The 21,210-nt window shown below is 70.6% G+C and carries 14 protein-coding genes and 1 pseudogene; 2 read left to right on the top strand and 13 right to left on the bottom strand.

Annotated elements, in window-relative coordinates; genetic code table 11:
* Position 1: 1 nt before the first annotated feature.
* The 11 genes from ACTMTF_RS25755 to ACTMTF_RS25705 form a co-directional block, all read right to left on the bottom strand.
* On the bottom strand, positions 2–3,292 hold the full coding sequence (locus ACTMTF_RS25755) for an ATP-dependent helicase (RefSeq protein ID WP_441112975.1): 3,291 nt from the start codon (positions 3,290–3,292) through the stop codon (positions 2–4).
* On the bottom strand, positions 3,286–6,507 hold the full coding sequence (locus tag ACTMTF_RS25750) for an ATP-dependent helicase (protein ID WP_441112974.1): 3,222 nt from the start codon (positions 6,505–6,507) through the stop codon (positions 3,286–3,288). Before ACTMTF_RS25750 ends, ACTMTF_RS25755 begins: the two co-directional genes overlap by 7 nt.
* Positions 6,508–6,705: 198 nt before the next feature.
* Positions 6,706–9,603 carry a CDP-glycerol glycerophosphotransferase family protein gene (locus ACTMTF_RS25745; protein WP_441112973.1) on the bottom strand — a complete coding sequence of 966 codons (2,898 nt, stop codon included), beginning with the start codon at positions 9,601–9,603 and terminating at the stop codon, positions 6,706–6,708.
* Between the two features lie 50 nt (positions 9,604–9,653).
* Positions 9,654–9,974, bottom strand: a complete 321-nt coding sequence (locus tag ACTMTF_RS25740) for an MGMT family protein (protein ID WP_397011637.1) — start codon at positions 9,972–9,974, stop codon at positions 9,654–9,656.
* On the bottom strand, positions 9,962–10,321 hold the full coding sequence (locus tag ACTMTF_RS25735) for a hypothetical protein (RefSeq protein WP_397011639.1): 360 nt from the start codon (positions 10,319–10,321) through the stop codon (positions 9,962–9,964). Before ACTMTF_RS25735 ends, ACTMTF_RS25740 begins: the two co-directional genes overlap by 13 nt.
* Positions 10,322–10,343: 22 nt before the next feature.
* On the bottom strand, positions 10,344–11,501 hold the full coding sequence (locus tag ACTMTF_RS25730; RefSeq protein ID WP_441112972.1) for a S8 family serine peptidase: 1,158 nt from the start codon (positions 11,499–11,501) through the stop codon (positions 10,344–10,346).
* Positions 11,495–12,295 carry a hypothetical protein gene (locus ACTMTF_RS25725; protein ID WP_441112971.1) on the bottom strand — a complete coding sequence of 267 codons (801 nt, stop codon included), beginning with the start codon at positions 12,293–12,295 and terminating at the stop codon, positions 11,495–11,497. Before ACTMTF_RS25725 ends, ACTMTF_RS25730 begins: the two co-directional genes overlap by 7 nt.
* A 155-nt stretch (positions 12,296–12,450) precedes the next feature.
* Positions 12,451–13,668, bottom strand: a complete 1,218-nt coding sequence (locus tag ACTMTF_RS25720) for a S8 family serine peptidase (RefSeq protein ID WP_441112970.1) — start codon at positions 13,666–13,668, stop codon at positions 12,451–12,453.
* 13 nt (positions 13,669–13,681) lie between these two features.
* Positions 13,682–14,401: a hypothetical protein gene (locus tag ACTMTF_RS25715; RefSeq protein ID WP_441112969.1), complete on the bottom strand. Its 720-nt coding sequence runs from the start codon at positions 14,399–14,401 to the stop codon at positions 13,682–13,684.
* A gap of 82 nt (positions 14,402–14,483) precedes the next feature.
* Positions 14,484–15,665, bottom strand: a complete 1,182-nt coding sequence (moeZ, locus tag ACTMTF_RS25710; protein WP_397011648.1) for an adenylyltransferase/sulfurtransferase MoeZ — start codon at positions 15,663–15,665, stop codon at positions 14,484–14,486.
* Positions 15,666–15,707: 42 nt separating this feature from the next.
* Positions 15,708–16,604, bottom strand: a complete 897-nt coding sequence (locus ACTMTF_RS25705; protein WP_441112968.1) for an alpha/beta fold hydrolase — start codon at positions 16,602–16,604, stop codon at positions 15,708–15,710.
* A 644-nt stretch (positions 16,605–17,248) separates the two neighbouring features.
* On the opposite strand from ACTMTF_RS25705, the gene ACTMTF_RS25700 reads away from it, so the two are divergent.
* Positions 17,249–17,515 carry a hypothetical protein gene (locus ACTMTF_RS25700; RefSeq protein WP_397011652.1) on the top strand — a complete coding sequence of 89 codons (267 nt, stop codon included), beginning with the start codon at positions 17,249–17,251 and terminating at the stop codon, positions 17,513–17,515.
* A 462-nt stretch (positions 17,516–17,977) separates the two neighbouring features.
* On the top strand, positions 17,978–18,325 hold the full coding sequence (locus tag ACTMTF_RS25695) for a hypothetical protein (RefSeq protein WP_441112967.1): 348 nt from the start codon (positions 17,978–17,980) through the stop codon (positions 18,323–18,325).
* A 240-nt stretch (positions 18,326–18,565) separates the two neighbouring features.
* On the opposite strand, the pseudogene ACTMTF_RS25690 reads toward ACTMTF_RS25695, so the two are convergent.
* Both ACTMTF_RS25690 and ACTMTF_RS25685 read right to left on the bottom strand, forming a co-directional pair.
* Positions 18,566–18,925 (bottom strand): annotated as a pseudogene (locus tag ACTMTF_RS25690) (hypothetical protein); the annotation flags it as partial.
* Between the two features lie 772 nt (positions 18,926–19,697).
* Positions 19,698–20,003, bottom strand: coding sequence for a hypothetical protein (locus ACTMTF_RS25685; RefSeq protein WP_441112966.1), 306 nt, complete (start codon positions 20,001–20,003; stop codon positions 19,698–19,700).
* Positions 20,004–21,210 lie beyond the last annotated feature (1,207 nt).

The following is a 21,210-nucleotide window of genomic DNA, read 5'->3' as shown; positions in this document are numbered from 1 at the left end:
GTCAGGAGCGGGTGGGGACGGCCTCGATGAGGGCGACCAGGCCGGCGGCGTCGAGCAGGTCCACCGGCCGGACGGTCCGGTTCGCGCGCACGTAGTGGAAGGCCGCGCCCACGTTCTCCAGGGGCACGCCCGCGAGCTGCGCCCAGGCCAGGCGGTAGGCCGCGAGCTGCACCGACGCCGCCTTGGCCGCCTTGCCCTTGGGCGGCTCGCCGGTCTTCCAGTCGACGACCTCGTAGCGCCCGTCGGGCAGCTCGAAGACGGCGTCCATCCGGCCGCGCACCACCCGATCGGCGATCATGGTCTCGAACGGCACCTCCAGGTCGAGCGGCTTCCGCTCGGCCCACTCGCTCTCCTCGAACCGCTCCTGCAGCTCGGCCAGCCGCACGTCCGCCTCCTCCGGCTCCCGGAGCAGGTCGAGCTCGAAGTCGTCGATGAGCCGCTGCTGATCCCAGCGGGTCTCCAGCCACCGGTGGAACGACGTGCCGCGCCGGGCCAGCGGCGCGGGCTTGACCGGGACCGGGCGGCGGATCCTGCGGGCCAGCTCGCGGGCGTCGGCGGCCAGCGTGACCAGGGAGGACACGGTCAGCTTGGTCGGCAGCTCGACGGTGGTGGAGCCGCGCCGCCGGTGCAGTTCCCGCTCACGCAGCAGCAGGTCGGTGTCGCGCTCCCAGGCCCGCACCCGCTCCTCCTCGAACGCGCGCAGCGTTTCCCCCGCCCCCTGCGCCGTATTCTCCGCCGTGTCCTCTGAAGGAGCCGTCATCACCCTGTCCAGTGCGGCCTCGACCAGGCGGGCGCCGTCGAGGACGGACTCGTACCGCAGTCCTTCGGGTGTGACCGGCCAGACGGCCTCGGCCGGCTCGGCCAGCAGCGGGTTGGTGGCGCCCTCGGCGATCTCGGGCGCCCAGAACGCGACCCGGTCGGCGGTGTCGCGGATCTCCAGCAGGAAGTCCGACGGCGCCAGCGGCTTGGAGGCGCTCCCCCACCGGTAGCCGGAGGCGATCAGGTGGTAGTGGGCGCGGGTGACGGCCACGTACGCCAGCCGCCGCTCCTCCATGAGGTCCCGCTCGCGGCAGAGCTCGTCGAACACCGCCAGCTCCTCCTTGCCGAGCCCGGCCAGGCGAGGCAGGTCGGCGGCGTCGCCGCGCAGCGTGTACGGCAGCTTGCGGGGGTTGTCGGTCCAGCGGCTGTTGGTGACGGGCGTGGCGGGGAACATGCTGCCGCTGGCGATCGTCCCCTTGGAGCTGACGAGCTGCGACAGGCCGGGCACCACCACGACGGGCCACTCCAGCCCCTTGGAGGCGTGCACGGTCATCAGCTTGACGCTGTTGCTCTCGCCGACCCGGCCCGCCTCCAGCCCGAACTCCTCGCTCTCGGCCGCCTGCAGGTAGGCCAGGAACGCGCCGAGCGTCGGATCCTCGGAGTCGCCGGCGAACCGGGCCGCGGCGTCCTGGAAGGCGTCCAGGTCGGCCCTGGCGGCGAAGGCGCTGACCGTGCCGCCGCGGGCCGCCACCTCGATGTCCAGGCCCAGCCTGCGCTCCACCTCGCTGATCAGGTCGGGCAGCGGCTGCCCGGTGTGGGCCCGCAGCTGGCGCAGCTCGTGCGCGAGCGCGACGAGCCTGGTCGCGGCCAGCGGCGAGAACGAACGCAGCCAGGCCTCGCGGTCGGGCAGCTCGTCGAGCGCGTCCACCAGGCTGCCGCGCTCCTCGGCCAGGTCGGCCACCACCTGGTCCAGCGGGTCGTCGGCACGGCGGCTGTCCCGGGACTCGCGGTTCAGCTCGCGGGCGAGCTCGCCCAGCGCCCTCAGGTCGGCGGGGCCGATCCGCCAGCGCGGCCCCGCGAGCAGCCGGGCCAGCGCGTCGCCGGCCGTCGGGTCGTACAGCACGCGCAGTGTCGCGACGATGTCGTTGACCTCGGGCACGGTGAGCAGACCGCCCAGGCCGACCACCTCGACGGGGATGTCGCGCGCCTCCAGCGCCCTGCGCAGGGCGGGGAACTGGGATCTCTTACGCGCCAGAATCGCCACGTCCTGCGGCTGGATGGCGAGCGTCTTCTTGCGCTCCTTCTCCCCCCAGGGCAGGCCGTCGGGGGCGACCTCCTTGCCCAGCAGCTTGGCGATGCCGTCGGCGATCCACCCGGCCTCGTCCTCGGCCGTCTCGTGGAAGGCGCAGGTGACCCGGCCCCGATCGACCCGGTTGGGGCCCGGGACCAGCACGGGCACCTCGCGCGCCTCCATGCGCAGCGGCAGCTGCACGCGCGCGGCGACGTCGAGCACCCGGTCGCCGTTGCGGAAGCTGACGCTGAGCTGCCGCACCGGGGCGAGGTCGCCGGAGCCGGCCCTGAAGTCCTGGGGGAAGCGGCGCAGGTTGCCCGCCGAGGCGCCGCGCCAGCCGTAGATCGACTGGCAGGGGTCGCCCACCGCCGTGACCGGATGGCCGCCGCCGAACAGCGAGCGCAGCAGCACGAGCTGCGCATGGCTGGTGTCCTGGTACTCGTCCAGCAGCACCACGGAGAAGCGGGAGCGCTCGATCTCGCCGACCTCCTTGTGGTTGGCGGCGATCCTGGCGGCCAGCGACATCTGGTCGCCGTAGTCGATGACCTCCCGGCCGCGCTTGAGCCTTTCGTACGCCTCCACCAGCGGCAGGAGTTGCTCCCTGGCCGCCTGCACGGCCAGCGGCTTGCGCTGGGCGACGACCGTCCGGCCCGGCAGCGCGTCGTACCTGTCGCGCAGCCAGTCGCCCACGCGGCGCACGTCGGGGGCGGCGCGCAGGTGCTCCGACAGCTCGCCGGCGAGCTCCAGCACCGCGGCCGTGACCGAGGCCGGGCTCAGCTCGATCCGGTCCATCGGCCCGTCGTACATGGCCACCACCCGGGAGGCGAGCTGCCACGAGACGGCCGGCGTGACCAGGCGCATGGTCGGCTCCAGCGCCTCGCGCAGGGCGTGGTCGGTGACCAGGCGGGCGGCGTAGGCGTGGTAGGTGGAGACGGTCGGCTCCTCGTCGAGCGCCGCGGGCTCGACCAGGCCCGCCTCCGCCAGGCCGTTCAGCCGCTCCCTGACCCGGACGGCGAGCTCGGCGGCGGCCTTGCGGGTGAACGTCAGGCCGAGCACGTTGGCGGGTTTGACCAGCCCGTTGGCCACCAGCCAGACCACGCGGCCGGCCATCGTCTCGCTCTTGCCCGAACCGGCGCCGGCCATCACGACCATGGGTTCGAGCGGGGCCTCGATGACGCCGGCCTGCTCGCGGGTGGGCGGCAGGATGCCGAGTTTGTCGGCCAGTTCGACCGGGTTCAGCACACCTGTCCCCCGCTGTCGTTGACGGGGCAGCTCGCCTTGGCCGCGCAGGTGCGGCAGCCGTCGTTCACCTTCGCCTGGAAGAACGGCCCCGACATGCCGATCGCCACGGTGTCGACCAGGTCGCCGGCCCAGCCGGGGTTCGGGTCCTCGGCGAGGGCGCCCTGCTGCTGCTCGACGGCGGCGGTCTTGCCCGCCGCCTTGCCGAGCTGGACCAGCGCGGCCCCGCCCGGCTCGGTCATGCCGTGCCTGGCGAACGCGCCGAGCAGCGCCGCGAGCTGGTAGACGCCGAGCTGAGGATGACGGTCGAGCTCGCCCGGCCGGGGCTTGGCGCCGCCCGTCTTGAGGTCGATGATCACCGCCCTGCCCTCCGCGTCGCGCTCCACCCGGTCGACGCGGCCCTTGATCTGGACGCCGTCGGCCACCGTGGCGACGAACGCCTCTTCGAGGGCGACGAGCTCTCGCGGGTTCTCCTGATGCCAGCGGAGGAACTTGCCGATCATCTGCTCGGCGACCTGGCGCTGCTTGCGGTTGAACCATACGCCGCCGAAGTCGAGCTCGGTCCAGATCTCGTCCAGCCGCTTGCCGAGCAGGTCCTCGCTGGGCAGGTCGGTGGCGGCCAGCACGGCCAGCGCGTGGATCACCGTGCCGAGGCCCTGCGCGGAGCTGGTCCCGGCGGCGCCGACGGCGGTCTCCAGCAGCCAGCGCAGGCCGCACTTGGTGAAGCTCTCCACGGCCGACGGGGAGATGCTGACGATGTCGTCCGGCCAGGACAGCGGGCGGTCGTCGGTCATGGGGGTCAGCGCGTACCAGTCGTTGGGGTGCGCGCCGTGCACGCCCGCGGCGGCCAGTCTGGCCAGCTGCTCGGCGGCCTTGTGCCGCATCGCGGCGGGCTTGGTGGGGTCGGTGACGGCGCTGCGCAGATCGGCCACCAGCGCGGACATGTTCAGCCACCTGGCCCGGTCGTCGACCGTGGCCTCCTCCACCGCACCCGGCAGCAGCTCCGACAGGAACCTGGAGGGCCGCTCGTCGGTGTCCTCGCCGCCCACAGCGGTCACCACCAGCTTGCGGCGGGCGCGCGTGGCGGCCACGTAGAACAGCCTGCGCTCCTCCGCCAGCAGCTTGGAGGTGAGCGAGGCGGCGTTCGGGCGCGCACCCTCCACCACCTCCACGAGGTCCTCCACGCCCAGCATGGAGCCGCGCAGCCGCAGGTCCGGCCAGACGCCCTCCTGCACCCCGGCCACGACCACCACGTCCCACTCCAGGCCCTTGGCCCGGTGGGCGGTCAGGACGCGTACGGCGTCGCCGTCGGGCGCCCGTTCGGCCAGCGTGTCACCGGGGATCTCCTGCGAGGCCAGGTCGTCCAGGAACACCTCGGGGCCGGCCTTGGGCATCCGGTCGACGAAGCGGGCCGCGTGGTCGAACAGGGCCACCACCGCGTCCAGGTCCCGGTCCGCCTGCGCGCCCCTGGCGCCACCGGCCAGGCTCAGCTCCGTCCACCGCTCGGCCAGGCCGCTGCCCTGCCAGACGGCCCACAGCACCTCCTCGGCGCTGCCCTGCTGCCGCACCGCCTGCCTGGCCGTGGCCAGCAGCTTGGCGACCCGCTCGGCGGGCAGCGCGATGTGCGGCTCGATCCGTACGAGCTCCCGCGCGTCCTTGACGGCGGCGACCAGCAGCTCCCCGGAGGAGCGCGGCACGAGCGGAAGAGTGGCGGGCTCGTCCCCTGCCGACGGGTCGGCGGCGGTGGGCTCCTCGTCTGCGGGTGTGTCGGCGGCGGTGGCCTCGTTCTCGGCGATCTTGAGGGCGCGGCGCAGGCGGCGTACGCCGATCATGTCGGTGCCGCCGAGCGGGCCGGTCAGCAGCTCCTCGGCCACGCCCTCGTCCAGCTCGGCGGCGTCCAGGGCGACTCGGAGCATCGTCAGCAGCGGCCGGACGCCGGGCTCCTGGGCGATGGGCACCTCGTCGCCGGCGATCATCGTGGGCACCCCGGCGGTGACCAGCGCCCGGCGCAGCAGCGGCACCTGGCGGATCGCCGACCGGACGAGCACCGCCATCCGGTGCCACGGCACGCCGTCGATCAGGTGGGCGCGCCGCAGCGTGTCGGCGACGACCGCCGCCTCCTGGCTGGTGCTGTCGGCCAGCAGCACCCGGACGTCCCCCTCCGGGGTCTCCGGCAGCGGCAGCAGGTCCCGGTGGCCGCCCGAACGGCCCCCGGCGGGCGCAGGAGCGGTGGGCAGAGGAGCGTCGGGCCTGGGGGCGGGCATGGGGGCGGCGGGCAGGCGGGCGGCGACGCGGCGGGAGGCCGTCAGCAGGTCAGCGCCGCTGCGGCGGCAGACCCGCAGGGCCACCACCGGCGCGTCCCGCCCTTCTCTGGTACGGAACCGCTCGGGGAACTTCAGGATGCCGCGCACGTCCGCACCACGGAACCCGTAGATCGACTGGTCCGGGTCGCCCACCGCGACCAGGTCCCGGCCGTCGCCCGCCAGCTGCTCCAGCAGGAACTCCTGGGCCGGGTCGGTGTCCTGGTACTCGTCCACGTACACCGCGTCGTGCGCCGCGCGCTCGCGTCGGCGCACGTCGGGATCGGCGAGCAGCCCCGCCGCCGCCCTGATCAGCTCGGAGTAGTCCAGCGCCGGATCGGGGTCCAGGTCGAAGCGGACCTGGTAGCGCTGGGAGAACCGGCCGGCCGCCACCCAGTCGGCCCGGCCGTGGCGCCTGCCGAGCTCCTGGATCCGCTCGCCGTCCAGGCCGCGCTCGGCCGCGCGGGACAGGAAGTCGCGCAGCTCCTCGGCGAACCCGCGGGTCTTCAGCGGCTCGCGCAGGTCCTCGGGCCATTCCAGCGCCCCGTCCTGCAGCTCGCCGTGCAGCAGCCGCCGCACCTCCAGGAGCTGCTCGGGGCCGGTGAGCAGGCGCGGTGGCCGCTCGCCGGCCAGCACGGCCTCGCGGCGCAGCAGCGCGTAGGCGTAAGAGTGGAAGGTGAGCGCCAGCGGCGTGCGGGTGGTGCGGCGCAGTCGCCCGGTGACGCGCTCGCGCAGCTCGCCGGCGGCCTTGCGGCTGAAGGTGAGGATCAGCACCCGCTCGGGGTCGGTGCCGCGCCGCTCGATCCGGTCGACGACGCTCTCCACGACGGTGGTGGTCTTGCCGGTGCCCGGCCCGGCGAGCACCAGCAGGGGGCCGCTCCGGTGCTCCACCACGGCGCGCTGATGTTCATCCAGCACAGGGGCCTCGACAGGCCCCGCACTGTTGCGGCGCACCAGTCGCCAGGTCTGACCACTCACAACACTAGATTCCACCAGACCACAGGGGTAGATCGTGCCGACTTGACCGGTGCCCCCGCGCGATCGCCCACGGTATCTGGGGAAATATCGGGATTCTCACCGACACGCCGGAGCTCGGCGCGCCGGTGAGCAGGTCCCTCAGGAGAAGATGTGGTCCACGACCCTGGCCGTCGCCTTGCCGTCGTCGCGCGGGACGAAGGTGGCCCTGAAGGTGTCGTAGCGGTCGGCGTGCGCGGCCGCCACCTCGTCGATGGAGCGCAGCGCCTCGACCACGTCCGTCGAGGTCGACAGCACCGGGCCGGGCGCGATCTCCGGCAGGTCGACGTACAGGCCCCGCTTGGTGGCGTACTTCGCCAGGTCGTAGCCGTACAGCACGATCGGGCGGCCGGTCACGGCGAAGTCGAACATGACCGAGGAGTAGTCCGTCACCAGCACGTCCGTCACCAGCAGCAGATCCGCGATATCGGGATAAGTGGTGACATCACGGGCGATGTCGGGGACGGCGGGGGTGGCCTGCATGGGGTGGGCGCGTACCAGCAGCTCGTGGTCCGCGCCGAGCGCCTCGCGGGCCTTGGCCAGGTCGAGCTTGACCATGGCGTTCTTACGGTCGTAGTCGCGCCAGGTCGGCGCGTAGAGGATCACGCGCTTGCCCTCGGCCAGGCCGAGCCGGGCCCGCACGGCCGCCGCCAGCTCGTCCCTGTCGGGCGAGGTGAGGACGTCGTTGCGCGGCAGGCCGCTCTCCAGGACCTCGCCCTGATAGCCGAACGCCTGGCGCAGCACCGGCGTGGCCCACGGCGACTGCGACAGCAGCACGTCCCAGCCGCGCACCTCCGCGGCCTGCCGGTGCCAGATGGGCGGGCGGGGGTCGCGGTTCATGTGCGCCTGGTCGTTGCCGATGTGCTTGGCCGGGGTGCCGTTCCAGGTCTGCACGACGACCTGGCCCTCGCGGGAGCGGAACCAGACGGGCAGGAAGGCGTTGGTGACGATGTAGCGGGACCTGGCGAGCGCCGCGTGGTGCTCCCGGCTGCCCGCGCGCACCACTGTCGCCGGGCCCGGCGGGACGAACGCGCCGTCCTTGACGATCCAGATGTGCTCACGGTCGTCGCCGCGCCGCAGCCGCTCCTCGTAGACGGCCCGGACGCTGTCGGCGTACAGGCGGCCGTCGTTGACGACGTAGACGGTGGCGTCGTTGAGCGGCTCGGTGCGCTGGGCGGGGTAGAAGACGCGCCGCAGCACGTGGGTGCCCGCCACGCCCTTCTCGTCCGCGGGCCGCTCCTCCTCCGACATCACCACGGGCACGTCGAAGCGGGTGGAGATCATCCGGAAGGCGTGGCCGCCGAGGACACGCGGCTCCTCGTCCAGGGTCTCCAGGGAGGCGTGCTCCATGCGGACCGGGACGATCTCGCCGGACGGGTGGCGCACGGTCATGTTCCAGGTGCCGGACGACAACGGCACCGACTCGCCGAAACGGTCCATGGCGGCCGGGGTGATCCGCACGGTGAAGTCCTCGCCGGAGCGCTCCATCGGGATCAGGTAGGACAGGCCGGAGCGGTGGCGCAGGGTGAGCGAGCGCGACCCCGGCGCGTCGGGGTAGTCGCCCTTGAGGACGAGCGTCTGCCCCTCCCACACGGCTGAGACGATCACCGGGCGGATCCGGTGCGCGGAGATGACGACGCGGTCGCGCCGGTCGCCGAGCACGGTGATCTCGCGGTCCGCCACGGTCGTCCTGGTGTTGGCCAGATCGCCCAGCATGACGGAGGCCGCGGGGTCGCCCTTGGGCTCGACCCACAGGCGGCGGCCGTCCTTCTCCTGCAGCAGCGCGGGCACCGCCAGGCTGATCAGCACCTCGGTGCCCTTGCCCGAGGGGGTGAACTCGGCGGCGATGCGGTGGCCGCCCAGCCGGGCGTGGCCCTTGGTCACCGCGCGATCGGGCAGGAAGATCTGCAGCCCGAGGCGGTCCTCGTCGACGGTGACGCCGGTCAGCTCGGCCCGGTTGGGCTGGAGCGCCACCTGCAGGGCGCGGTCGGAGGTCCAGACCGGCCTGGCCCACAGGCCGGACCGCAGCTTGCGGCCGGCGGGACGCTCACTGCGGCCCACGGAGGCGCCGCGCAGCAGGCCGGTGGCCCTGGCGCCGCGGCTCCAGAACACGATCTCGGCGCGCCAGGTGGTGGCGTCGCGCACGGCGGGACGACGGCGCATGCGACGGCGCGCGGCGTGGACGACCCCGCGCACCGCGCCGCGCCAGCGCAGCGCCCACGGGTTGAGCTCCGCGCTGAAGCCGGACCAGTCGTAGTTGCAGCCGGGCTCGCGGGCGGTGTGGGTGGCCTCGGGCGCGAGCACCCGGCGGGTACGCAGCCGCACGGGCGGCAGCCAGCGCGGGCCGCGCAGCACCACGGTCGCCCGGTTGAAGCGGCGGCTGCGGACCGACAGGCCCGCGAGGTAGGCGAAGCCGGTGATGCGCAGCTTGCCGCCGACCCAGACGATGTCGTCGATGTGGGTCACCGGCACCATGTCGGCGCGCTTGAGGCGGTAGAGCTCGGCCGGCAGCTCGTCGCGGAACGGCAGGTCGGCGTACCAGCGCAGGCCCTTGCGGATGCGCTTGGACGGCTCGGCCGCCGCCGCGACGACCTTGGTGAGGGTCTCGCCGTCGACGAGCTCGTCGTCGGGGCGGTGCTCGATCAGGTGGCAGATGAGGCGGCGGGCCACGGGCAGCTCACGTTTGACGCCCGCGTCCACACCCCCCAGGTAGGGGCGCAGCAAGGTGAGGAGCTCGCGCCTGCGCGCGGCGCCACGTTTGACCGCCAGGTCCATCCGCGCGCCCAGCGGGCCGCTGAGCACCTCGGTGTCGAACGCGGAGTCACGGCCGCCTGGGCCGACCACGCGCATGATGGCGTCGAGTGCTTCGCCGCGATCGCAGAGATCCTGGACAGCCTTGAGGCGATCGGGGACCGCTTCGCCGCCCGGGCTCTGGGCTGTTACGCCGGTAGCCATCGGGTGGGCACCGCCTTTCGGGCCGCCGTCAGTGTTTCTGCTCATGCTAATAGGAGTCACATGTCAACAAATCGCCCCTAAACTGAAAAAGCAGGTCACGGCGCTTCCTGAAAATCGGCTGAACGCCCATCCCAGCGTGCCTTCCGCATGTCCACCCGCTCACCCCTCAGCGCGGTGCCTTCGGCCCGCCAATGGGCCAGGCAGCGCGCCTCGTGATCCGGCGCGCCCGTGCCGTCCGCGTGCACCACCCGCCACCAGGGCACACCGCCTCCGTACGTGGACATCACCCGGCCGACCTGCCTCGGCCCGCCTTCGCCCAGATACTCGGCGATGTCGCCGTAGGACATGACCCTGCCGGGCGGGATGCGCTCGACGACTTCGAGCACCGCCTCGGCGAACGGGTTCACGGCGTCCACGCCGCCGGGCCCGCGTCGATCATCTCGTCCAGCTTGCCGATCTCCATCGCGGTGCCATCGGCCAGCACCTCCACGACCCCGTTGCGCAGCGCGTAGACCTCGCCGTCCTCGCCGACCAGTCTGGCGCCGAGCGCGGCGGCCAGCCGGACGAGTTGCGCCACCTGCCAGTCGGAGCCGGGCTCCCCGATCAGCTGGTCCCGCCATGCGCCCACAGGGTGCGTGCCGCCGCCATGCCTGGCGACGATCTCGTCCGATCCGCGCAGCTCGAAACCGGCCGGCGCGATCGCCCTCGCCAGCTCTCCAAAGGCCAGCGGAGACTCACGAACCACGCGTAGCTCGTATCCCATGACGCGCGACCATAGCGGATCTTTACTGTCTGCGCTGATTGAGCATGACGATCGCCCCGCAGAACAGGATGAGCGCCACCAGAACTCCCCCGCCGTAGAGCCACAGCCGCCACGGATCGGGACCGGGCGCCGACGGCGGCGGCGAGTTCTCCCCCTGCCCGAAGTGCTGGTCGTCCGGCACGGGCAGGGAACGCCGCTCGCCGGCGAGCCGCTCGGCGGCGTTCATCGCGGCCACGGCGTCGACCACCCCGAACCCGCTCCTGTCGTCGTAGCCGGCGGCGGGCCGGCCCCTGGAGCCGGCGGCCAGCGCCTGCGCCACCTGGGCCGGCCGCATGTCGGGATGGCGTGCCTTGATGAGCGCCGCGACCCCCGCCACCAGCGCCGCCGCCGAGCTGGTCCCGTCGGTCACCTCGTAGCCACCGCCACGCTTGACCACGGGAACCCCCGAGCCCGGCGCGGCGACCAGCACGGACAGATTGTCACTGCTGTACGGCGCGACCTTGCTCTGCTTGTCGACGGCGGCCACCCCGACGACCCCCGGATAGCCGGCGGGGAAGCTCCAGTAGGAGGTGCCCTTCTCCTTGGCGTACTCGCTCTGCCCGTCGTTGCCCACGGCTGCGATGAGCACGACGCCCTTGCCGAGCGCGTAGGAGACGGCCTCGCGCTCGGTGCGCTGCGGGCCGTAGGTGCCGATCGACATGCTGACGACCTGGGCGCCGTGGTCGGCGGCGTAGCGCAGCGCCCGGGCCAGCGGGCTCTGCGTCGCGCTCCGCTGGTCCTCCAGCGGCGGGATCGCGTGGAGGTCGGGCTCCTCGTCCAGCGCCAGCGGCAGGGACAGGACGCGGGACTCCGGCGCGACGCCGATCAGGCCGTCGTCGGCGCCGGAGCCGGCGATCAGCCCGGCCATCGCGGTGCCGTGCCTGCCGGGCGCCGCCTGGTCGCGCGCCGAGGACGAGCTCATGTCGGGGCCGACGGTGACGCGGCCGCGCAGCTCCTTGACGCCCTTGTCGACGGCGCTGTCGATGACGGCCACGGTGACGCCCTTGCCCTTGGTGACGGTCCACGCCTGCTCGACGTTGAGCGCGTCGAGCACCCACTGCTGTTTCTCCCTGATGGGCGCCTCGACGGGGGCGTGCAGGGCGAGCATGACGGCGGTCAGCACGCGTACGGCGGTCAGCACACGTTCCCCTGGGTGCAGGGCGGCACCTTGGGCGGGTCCGCGAGGAAGTAGGCGATCTGGTTGCCGACCGACCTGGCCGCCGGCCAGAGCTCGCTGTGCAGGATCTCCTCCGGGGGGATGGCGGCCCTGGTGCGGCCGTCGGCGTAGCCCGCGGTGGAGAAGACGAGGTACGGCCCGGCGCCCACCCAGCCGGTGCGCTGGCGCTGCTGGGCCTGGAACCGTTCGGACACGGTGCCGGGGAAGGCGACGGGCAGCACGCCCACCCGGTCGTCCTGGGTGAGCTCCTCACCGGCGGAGACCCTGGCCTCCTCGTCCTTCAGCACGGCCACGCCTACGGTCATGACGAAGGTGGAGGTCTGGTCGACGTAGGTGGCGCGCAGCATGGTGAGGCAGCCGTGGCCGTCGAGGATCGTGGCGATCGAGGAGTCGACGGCGTTGCGGCAGGTGGTCTCGGGGGCGATGCCGACGCGCCTGGCGTACTGCTGGACGCGGTCGAGCCCGAGATACTTCACCTCTTCGGGGAAGACGCTCGTGGCGGGCCAGGACTGCCAGCGCCTGGCGATCTCCTCCTGCTTGTAGCGGTTCTGCTCCTCGGGGGTCAGCGGCCGGGACCGGGTCTCCCTGAACAGGCCGGCGGTGCCCAGCAGCACGATGACGGCCGACAGGGCCACGATGGTGCCGAGCAACGCCACGAACAGCCGCCGGTAGCGGATGCCCTGCTGGAGCGCTTCGGCCTCGGCCCGCTCCTTGGCGGCCGTCCTGCTCGCGCTGCCGCCCGCAGGCCAGTCGCGCACACGGGAACCACGGCCGGTGGCTCCGAGCGGATTCCTCCGTCCCGGCGTGGCTGCTCCCCCGGCGCGTGGCAGACCTGAGGTGGACCTGCGTGCCTTCACCACCGCCTCGTTCCCCGTTCGGCTACGTGTCTAATTCGTCCCCCTTAGATGGCGGATCATGCGTCTTGGCAATTGTGCGCGCGTCGCACTCTCCTGACCAGAGCGAAGATGACCGCCAGCGAGCCCAGGGCGCCCGCGGCCAGCGCCGCGGCGATGGAGCCGTAGGCCATGACATGCTCGCCGTCCCGGTGGACGACCCTGACCGGGCCCGTCGGGCCGCCGCCGAGCGGCCTGGCGGGGTCGTGCGCCTGGCCGGCCGCGGCCGTCACAGTGTGGCGGGCCAGCCTGCCGGCCTCAGCCAGCGCCCTGGCGGCGTTGACGACGCCGAATCCGGTGCCGGTGTCGTAGCCGCCCGGCGGCCTGTCGGTCGCGCTCTCGGCCAGGGCTTGCACCACCAACGGCGGCGACATTTCTGGATATTTCGCTTTTATCAGGGCGACGACTCCCGAGACCAGCGCGGTCGCCTGAGACGTGCCCTTGCCCACCCAATACCCGCCGTCGGGCCCGGCGCCCATGATGTCGACCCCGGGCGCGGCCACCACGACCGAGGGGTTCCGCTTGGAGAACGCCGCCCGCCGCAGCTTCCCGTCCGCCGCCCCCACCGACACCACACCGGGAAAGGACGCCGGATAGGAGAAGGGAGCCGGATAGGAGAGAGGAACGGTCCCGCCGTCCGCGCCCTGGTTGCCCGCCGCGGCCACCAGCACGACTCCCTTGGAGATCGCGTAACGGACGGCCGCGCGCTCCTGCCTGTTCGGCAGTTCCTTGGAGATCGACAGGTTGATCACGTCCGCGCCCTGATCGACCGCGTAACGGATGCCGTCGGCGACGGAGTTCTCGAACCGCTGGGAGGTGGTGAACTCCTTGAAGCCCGGCTCCTCGTCCTCAAGGATCACCCGCACCGACAGCACCCCCGCCTCGGGCGCGACCCCGATGACGCCGAACCTCCCGTCCGGCCCGTGCCCATGCCCGGCGATCAGCGAGGCCATGTACGTGCCGTGCATGCGCAGGGGCGGCACCCCCGGCGGGTTCGCGCCGTCGGCGAAGTCCTTGCCCACGGTCACCGAACCGGCCAGATCGCGGTGCCCGGGATCGACGCCGGAGTCCAGCACCGCCACGCTGACGCCCTCACCCTTGCTGATCCGCCAGGCCGTACGCAGGTCGAGCGCCTCGATCACCTGACGCTGGCCGCGGCGCACCTCGTCGGCGACGGCGGGCGGCGCGTCGAACAGCAACGCCCCCGCCAGCACGGCCACGCCGACACGGCTCAGCACTGCCGCTCCTCGCTCAGCACTGCCACTCCTCGGCCGAGCAGTCGGGCATCACCGGCGCGCTCAGGTCCGCCAGCACCCGCTCGGAGAGCTCGGTCGCGAAGGCGTAGACGGCCGGACGCTGCTCGCCGGACGTCACGGGCGGCCTGCCGTCGACCTGCCCGGCCGTGGTCAGCACCAGGTACGGGCCCTCCTGCCGTACCGAGCCCGCCTGCCGCACGGCAGGAGTGAAACGGTGGGAGACCGTACCGTGGAAGGCCAGCGGTCGCAGACCGGGCACGGGCTTGCCCGCGCCCGGGAACGCGATCCTGGCGCGGGCGGCGCGCGGCTCGTCGGGCAGCGCGACGACCCCGACGGTGACGAGCACGCCGCGCAGCGCGTCGATGTAGGTGGCGCGGAGCACGGCCCGGCACCCCGCCACGGCCAGCGCCTCGGCCACCTTCGCGTCGACCGAGCCGGCGCAGCCGGTGTCGGGCGAGATGCCGATCCGGCTGGCCCGCTCCCGCCCGCCCTGCTCCGCGGAGTACGGCAGGCTCGCGGGGAAGATGCGCCCGGCCTCCCAAGTGCGCCAGCGCTCGGCGACCTCGCGCTCGGCCGCCGCTCGGAGCTCGGCGGCGCTCGGGCCGCGGGTGAGCTCGGTCCCCGCCTCACCGGCCGCCACCCCGGCGGCCACCGCGCAGACCAGGGTCAGCGCGGAGGCCACCACGAGGGAGGGCCAGAGGCGAGGATTGTCCACAGGATCGACCTTAATGCGGGCGACCCTGCGTCATCCTCAGAAACCGGACTGTTGACGGGACTGGACCGTTCAGGGATCAGGCTCAGTACTCGGGCAGGCTCGGGTCCACCGTCTTGATCCAGCTCAGCACGCCGCCGCCGACGTGAACGGCATCGGAGAAGCCGGCGTTCTTCACGACCGCCAGCGCCTCCGCCGAGCGCGCGCCCGACTTGCAGTGCAGCACGATGCGCTTGTCCTGCGGGAGCCGCTCCAGCGCGGATCCGTTGAGGAACTCGCCCTTGGGGATCAGCGTGGCGCCGGGGATGGAGACGATCTCGTACTCGTTGGGCTCGCGCACGTCGACGAGGAAGATGCTCTCGCCGCCGTCCTGCATCGCCTTGAGCTCCTGAGCGGTGATCGTCGAGCCGGTGGCGGCCTCGGCGGCCTCGTCGGAGATCGCGCCGCAGAACGCCTCGTAGTCCTCCAGCAGCTCGGTGACCGTGGGGTTCTTGCCGCACAGCACGCACTCGGGGTCCTTGCGGACCTTGACGTCGCGGTACTTCATCTCCAGGGCGTCGTAGATCATCAGCCGGCCGACCAGCGGGTCACCGATGCCGGTGAGCAGCTTGATGGCCTCGTTGACCTGGATCGAGCCGATCGAGGCGCAGAGTACGCCCAGCACGCCGCCCTCGGCGCACGAGGGGACCATGCCGGGAGGCGGGGGCTCGGGGTAGAGGCAGCGGTAGCAGGGGCCGTGCTCGGCCCAGAAGACGCTCGCCTGGCCGTCGAAGCGGTAGATCGAGCCCCAGACGTACGGCTTGCCGAGCAGCACCGCGGCGTCGTTCACCATGTAGCGGGTGGCGAAGTTGTCGGTGCCGTCGACGATGAGGTCGTAGCCGGAGAAGATCTCCATGACGTTCTCGGTGGTCAGCGTCGCGTTGTGCACCACGACGTCGATCAGGGGGTTGATCTCGCGGACTGACGCGGCGGCGCTCTCGGCCTTGAGCCGGCCCACGTCGGACTGACCGTGGATGACCTGGCGCTGCAGGTTGGACTCGTCGACGACGTCGAAATCGATGATCCCGAGCGTGCCGACACCTGCCGCGGCAAGGTAGAGCAGCGCGGGCGACCCAAGGCCGCCGGCGCCCACACACAGCACCTTGGCGTTCTTCAGCCGCTTCTGCCCGGCCATCCCCACGTCAGGGATGATCAGGTGGCGCGAGTAGCGGCGCACTTCGTCGACAGTAAGTTCGGCGGCCGGCTCGACCAGCGGTGGCAACGACACTTTCAACGCTCCCGTTTCAGGGGTCTTATCTCTCAGTGAAACCTAGCCGGGCAGTGGGGCATTCCCCAATCGCGTCTCACTGATCAGACGGCGCGCCTCGATGGCCACGACCTGCGGCAGCTCCATCATCGCCACGTGCCCCGCCCTGGGCAGCAGCACCAGCCTGACCTGACGGAACGAGCGGGCGGCCTTGGCGGCCATGGCGGGCCGCACCAACCGGTCGTGCCGGCCGTGGATGATCAGGGTGGCCGCCTGGACCTGCTCCGCCTGCCGCCACAGGTTGTCCTCGCCACGGCGGAAGTACTCGGCCACGATGCCCCTGGCCGAGCCGATCATCGCGGCGGCGGCGTGCGGCACTGAGTCGCGCCGGCGCAGCTCCTCCACCGCGTCACGCAACCGCACCGGGTGCACCGCGCGGGCGTTGGCCCAGACCATGCTGAAGGAGGCGTTGATCCGCTGCTCGGCCGGGACCAGCCTGAGCCTGTCGGCCACCCACTCGCCCAGCCGCGGCGTGGCGGCCGCCGCCACCCGCACCGGGCCGTACCGGGGCAGCAGGTCGGGCAGCGCGGGCGAGATGAGCGTCAGCGAGCGGACCAGGTCGGGGCGGGTGGCGGCGACCCTGACCGAGATCGCGCCGCCCAGCGAGTTGCCGAACAGATGGGCGGGCCCGATGCGCTCCAGGAGACCGATCACCGCGATGGCGTGCGCGGCGACGCTGTAGTCGCCGTCGGCGGGCTCGGGTGAGAAACCCGCTCCGGGCAGGTCGATGGCGTGCCCGGTGACCTCGTCCCTCAGCTCTTCCATCAGGTCGGTCCAGTTGGTCGCCGAACCGGCCAGGCCGTGGACGAACACCGCCTGCTCGGCGGCGCCCTTCGGGGTGGACCTGACGTGCACCGGGCCGATCATGCGTCCTGGCCAGTGGGGGACCGGCTCCGCCATCGTCTGCTCCTCTCCGTCACCTGAGCGTCCCGCTGCCGGGACCGTGGCACCGGGTCTCGGTCTTCGGCGCGGTACGTACCAACCATACGAAAGACGGGGAGGGCGGGGCGCTGGTGGCGGGGAGTGCCGGCCACCGGACCGGGGCTCCGCCGTGGGCCGTGATCCCGATTCGGACATATCAGCTTATTTCCATTTATGGATATCTAAACGATCTCATGACTTTCCAACTATGGATAAAGGCTACTGATCGTCGTTTGTGGCCTTCGAGATCGGAGAACATGACAACCAGATGGCAGGTGGGCGGCGGTAGCGGAACTCAGCGTCGGCTCGAAGGAAGTGCGGGACACCCTTGAGGGCGAAAGATGGCGGAGCTCGGACACGGTGGCATCTTTCCCGAGGCGGCGCGTGCCCTTTAGCCGGCCAGCACCGATTACGACATGCTCGGACAAGTCGCAGTATTGCGGCAGATGGCATTCTATGTGAGCAATAAAGCCGTTGCTCTACGGCAAAATAGCACAGACACAGTTTACTTCTCTCCTGTCCAGGAAATGCCATTAAATGGGTGGTTGGTTAGCCACCCAGGATGTTTTCCGGTAATCCGGAAAAGTCTGGAACGGACCATCAAATCATTCAGGGGGAACGCAATGCCCAAGCTCAAGGGTGTTATCGCGGGAGTCGCCATCAGCACGGCACTGGCCGGCGGCCTGGTCGGCATGAGCGTGTTGACCACCACGGCGAGCGCCGTCGCCAGCGCGCCTGTCCTCACCGGCGACACCTGCAAGAACGACCACCACTTCCGGCACTTCCACCGGCGCGAGGTCACCATCAAGATCGAGAACCGCAACTGCACCAACAACGTCAACAGGAACGATGAGACCGAAGAGGACGAGACCGGGGACGTCACCGACTGAGACTTCCACTCGGCCTCGGTACGGCCGGTCGAACCAACCGGGCACGCGCCGATGAGGCATGCGAATGAGTGTCCGTATTCACCGGGTGGTCTATGGACGACGTCCGGCGAATACGGGCACTCGGCCCGGCTCCATAATCGGCTCGATCTCCGTACGCCATTCAGACCGTCATTCACAAGATCAGACCGTCATTCACAAGAAAGGCTCGCCTGGCTCGCCAGGGGGCCTTTTGCCATGCCCGCTGTGGTTTCTGCACGCTGAGGCTTCGCCATTTATCGGGGCGGATCTTGATGAATGCAATGAAAATGCTATTACGGAGCAAAGCCGGACAGTACCCGGTTTGTCCAGCACCGAGCCAGGAAATATACACGATGCGGATGACATATAGCAGTTATTCGCAACAGTTCCCGGTAATCCGGAAACATCAGAACGGGGCAACCGATCCTTTTAGGGGGAAAAGCAATGCCCATGCTCAAGAGTCTTCTCGCAGGTGTCGCCATCAGCTCGGCGCTGACGGGTGGCGCGGTCACCGTGGGCGCGATGACCTCGGCGGCCAATGCCGAGACCGCTGTCAGCACGAGCTCGTCCGTCCTGGCTTCGGGATGCGGGCACCGCCACCACTGCGGCTGGGGCTGGGGCGGCCACTGGGGTCACCGCCACCACCGCCACGGCAAGGTTCGCGTGAGGGTGCACGTGCACAACAACAACCACACCAATAACACCAACGACAACCGTCGCGACATCGATATCACGCCCAGAAACGGTGGCAACGGCAACGGCGGCGGCAACGGCGGCGGCGACGACGAATGACCAAGGATCACGCGTCAGCTTGAGCCTGAGTCGAACATCCAAGGGTCATAGGGTTGCATCTGCGATGAACTCCTAGCACCTGGATAAGTGCCCGTATTCGATGGACCGCGGCTCCTCACCGAGCAGCGAACTTCATCCATCGAATACGGGCATTCGACTTTCCCCACCCCCCTCGTCCCGTGCCTCTCCCAGCACCGGATCAAGGCGATCAACGGTGACCCCGGCCACTCGCATCGCCGGCTACGTCTCCGCATCGACGGGCTCGGCCATGGAGCCGTCGGCCGGGATCAAGCACGCAGCCCTTGTACACCGCCGGACCCCAGGTAGAACGCCGCAGTGCCGATCGCTGGATGAGCCGGTCCTCGAACTCCGCTGCAGCCCCCGGCCTCGGTCACGATCACGGACAACGGCGCGTAATCCCGCACCTCCTCGGGCGACTCCCCGACGTGAAGCCATCGCCGCACCCCGCCCTTCCGCCACGTCCACGGCGAAGGCACAGCGTTCGTCGCCGCGCACGAAGACCAAGGTCCCGTCGATGCCGTCCAGGATCCAGCGACGCCGCCCCCGGCCGGGCTCACCGGCCTCCTCGCCCAGGAACGCGTCCTCCGGCCGCCCACCCGACGCGCCTCCTCCCTCACCGCCAGGTCAACCTCGGTCACCACTGAACCGTCGATCTTCTGCCGCTGGGTGAGATCCGGTACGCGCCCGACGTGACGCAGGCCCAGGTCGTCGCCGACAAGGGCGGCTCGAAGGGCAAGAGCAAGGTCATCCAGCGTGCCGATGATGATGTCGCACCAACCCATCTGGGAGCTGACCCGGCCAGGCTTCTATGGGGACCTTGAGGCATGGATCGGCGAGGGTCGCGCCAGATGGGCGGGCGATCCTGTACTGCCTGTCGTCCGGGATCAGATGTTCGGCGTGGAGACAGATCCTGTCGACGCCGCTCGATCTGACGTGGCGCGACCGGGGATCCGCCGTGGTGCCTGGGGTCGGCTCCTGGGAATGTCGGGGGTGTCCCTATGTGGGGTCGGCCAAGCCGCGCGGAGTCGTTGACGCCCACGGGCGGTGGGGGCGACAAGGTCTGCTCGTGCTCTGGCCCGTCAGGTGTCGCGCTCGGGCCGTTCGGGATTGTGCTGAAGCCGTTCGGAGGCGGCATTCAGGGCAGGGGGCGCCGGCTTTCATTCTCGTGATTTTGCAACGCCGAATGCCCGTATTCAAACGGTGAATGTCGCTGTTCGATGAAAAGCGACGTCACCCTCGAATACGGGCACCCATGCAGGCGCTCGACTTCATCGCATTGATGAAACCCTATGGCATTCAGATATGCAACACAGGTTCAAGCTGAAGCGTGCTCCCCATTCAGCTTCGGCGGTCAGAAGTCGTCGCCGTTCGCGACCTGGCGGTTGTCGTTGTGGTTGTTGTTGTGGTTGTTGTTGTGCACATGCAGCTTGATGCGGATCTTCTGGCGACCGTGGTGGTGACGGTGGTGCCGCCAGTGGCCGCAACCGCAGCGGCGGTGGCGCCAGCAGCCCGAGCCGGCGAGGACGGACGTGCCAGCCTTTACGGTGGTGGCCGCGTTGGCGCTGGTTGCGGTGGTCATCGCGCCCAGACTGACTGCCCCCCCAGTCAGCGCCGTACTGATGGCGACTCCTGCGATAACACTCTTGAGCTTGGGCATTGCGTTTCCCCCTAAAGGATCGGTTGCCCCGTTCTCGACATTTCCGGATTACCGGTACTGTCTCGGATGGCCGTTAACGAGTCATCCGTCAAAAGTCATTTCCGAGAGAGGGGGCAAATAAACTGGAATGACCCCATTTTGCTATACCCCAAGAACCTTATTGCTTGCATTAAGCATTTATCAAATGAAATGCTGCGATTTGTCCGATTATGTCCCACCCAACGATCTACTCGCCTCAGACAGCAAGACCTCAAGATCGCGTTCCCAAGGCTCACCCACCACAAGATCACCAAAGGGCCTGACATCCGCACGATCATCGAAGCGCCGAGGGGCGGCTCGGGTGAAGATGGGTTGATCTGTTCCGGGCCAGAACCGGTTTCGCAAGCCAGCCGATCGCCTTCGGCCCGCTGGTGATCTCGTGAGCCGTCGAATGATGCGTTCACAAGCCGCCTCGACCAGAAGAACACCACCGACCGAAACCACCGGCCCAAGCACCAGCCGTCTCAGACGCGACCGGTCTCCAGCGCCAGGCGCCTGGGCGATGACGAAGCCCGTCCCCAGCCGGCCAAGCCCGACGGCGAAGCCCGGCAGTCCGTACGCCTAGCCAAGCCCATCAGGGCGCGCTTCCAGCCCTCGTTGAAGCCAGTACACCCCGCCGTACAACTACGGACCCGGCCTGTCGTACGACCAACCGTCAGCTCCCAGGCCGTACACACAACCGCCAGCACGCCCACCGCACACTGACCCGCCGCAGCACAAACCGCCGCGCACCCGACGCCCCCGACCGCCGCCACGCAAGCGCCACTACGCCCGCCGCACACAAATGCCAGAACGCAGGCCGTACACACAGATCAGCACGCAGGCCGTACACAGATCAGCACGCAGGCCGTACACAGATCAGAACGCGGGTTGTAGCCACAGGTCAGCACGCCGCGCTCGCGCCGGCAGCGCGCCGTACACAGCCGTACACAAAGGTCAGTACTCGCGCCGTACCGACAACTGACGGGCACCTCTCGGTTGCTCACCGCGATTCGCGGCGCACGCCAGTCCTGCGGCCCAAGCGCACGTACACCAGGCGGGCGGCGGGACGAGCGAGCGCGGCGGGGCAAGCCGCCTTCACAGGGCCGGAAACGGCGGGACGAGCCGCCGTGACAAAGGCGGCACGGCGGAGGAGCCATCCTGACAAGAGCGGGCACGGCGGACCTGG

This window comes from Nonomuraea sp. ZG12, from assembly GCF_052068115.1.
Taxonomy (GTDB): Bacteria; Actinomycetota; Actinomycetes; order Streptosporangiales; family Streptosporangiaceae; genus Nonomuraea.
This window is presented reverse-complemented; position numbering and strand designations above follow the sequence as displayed.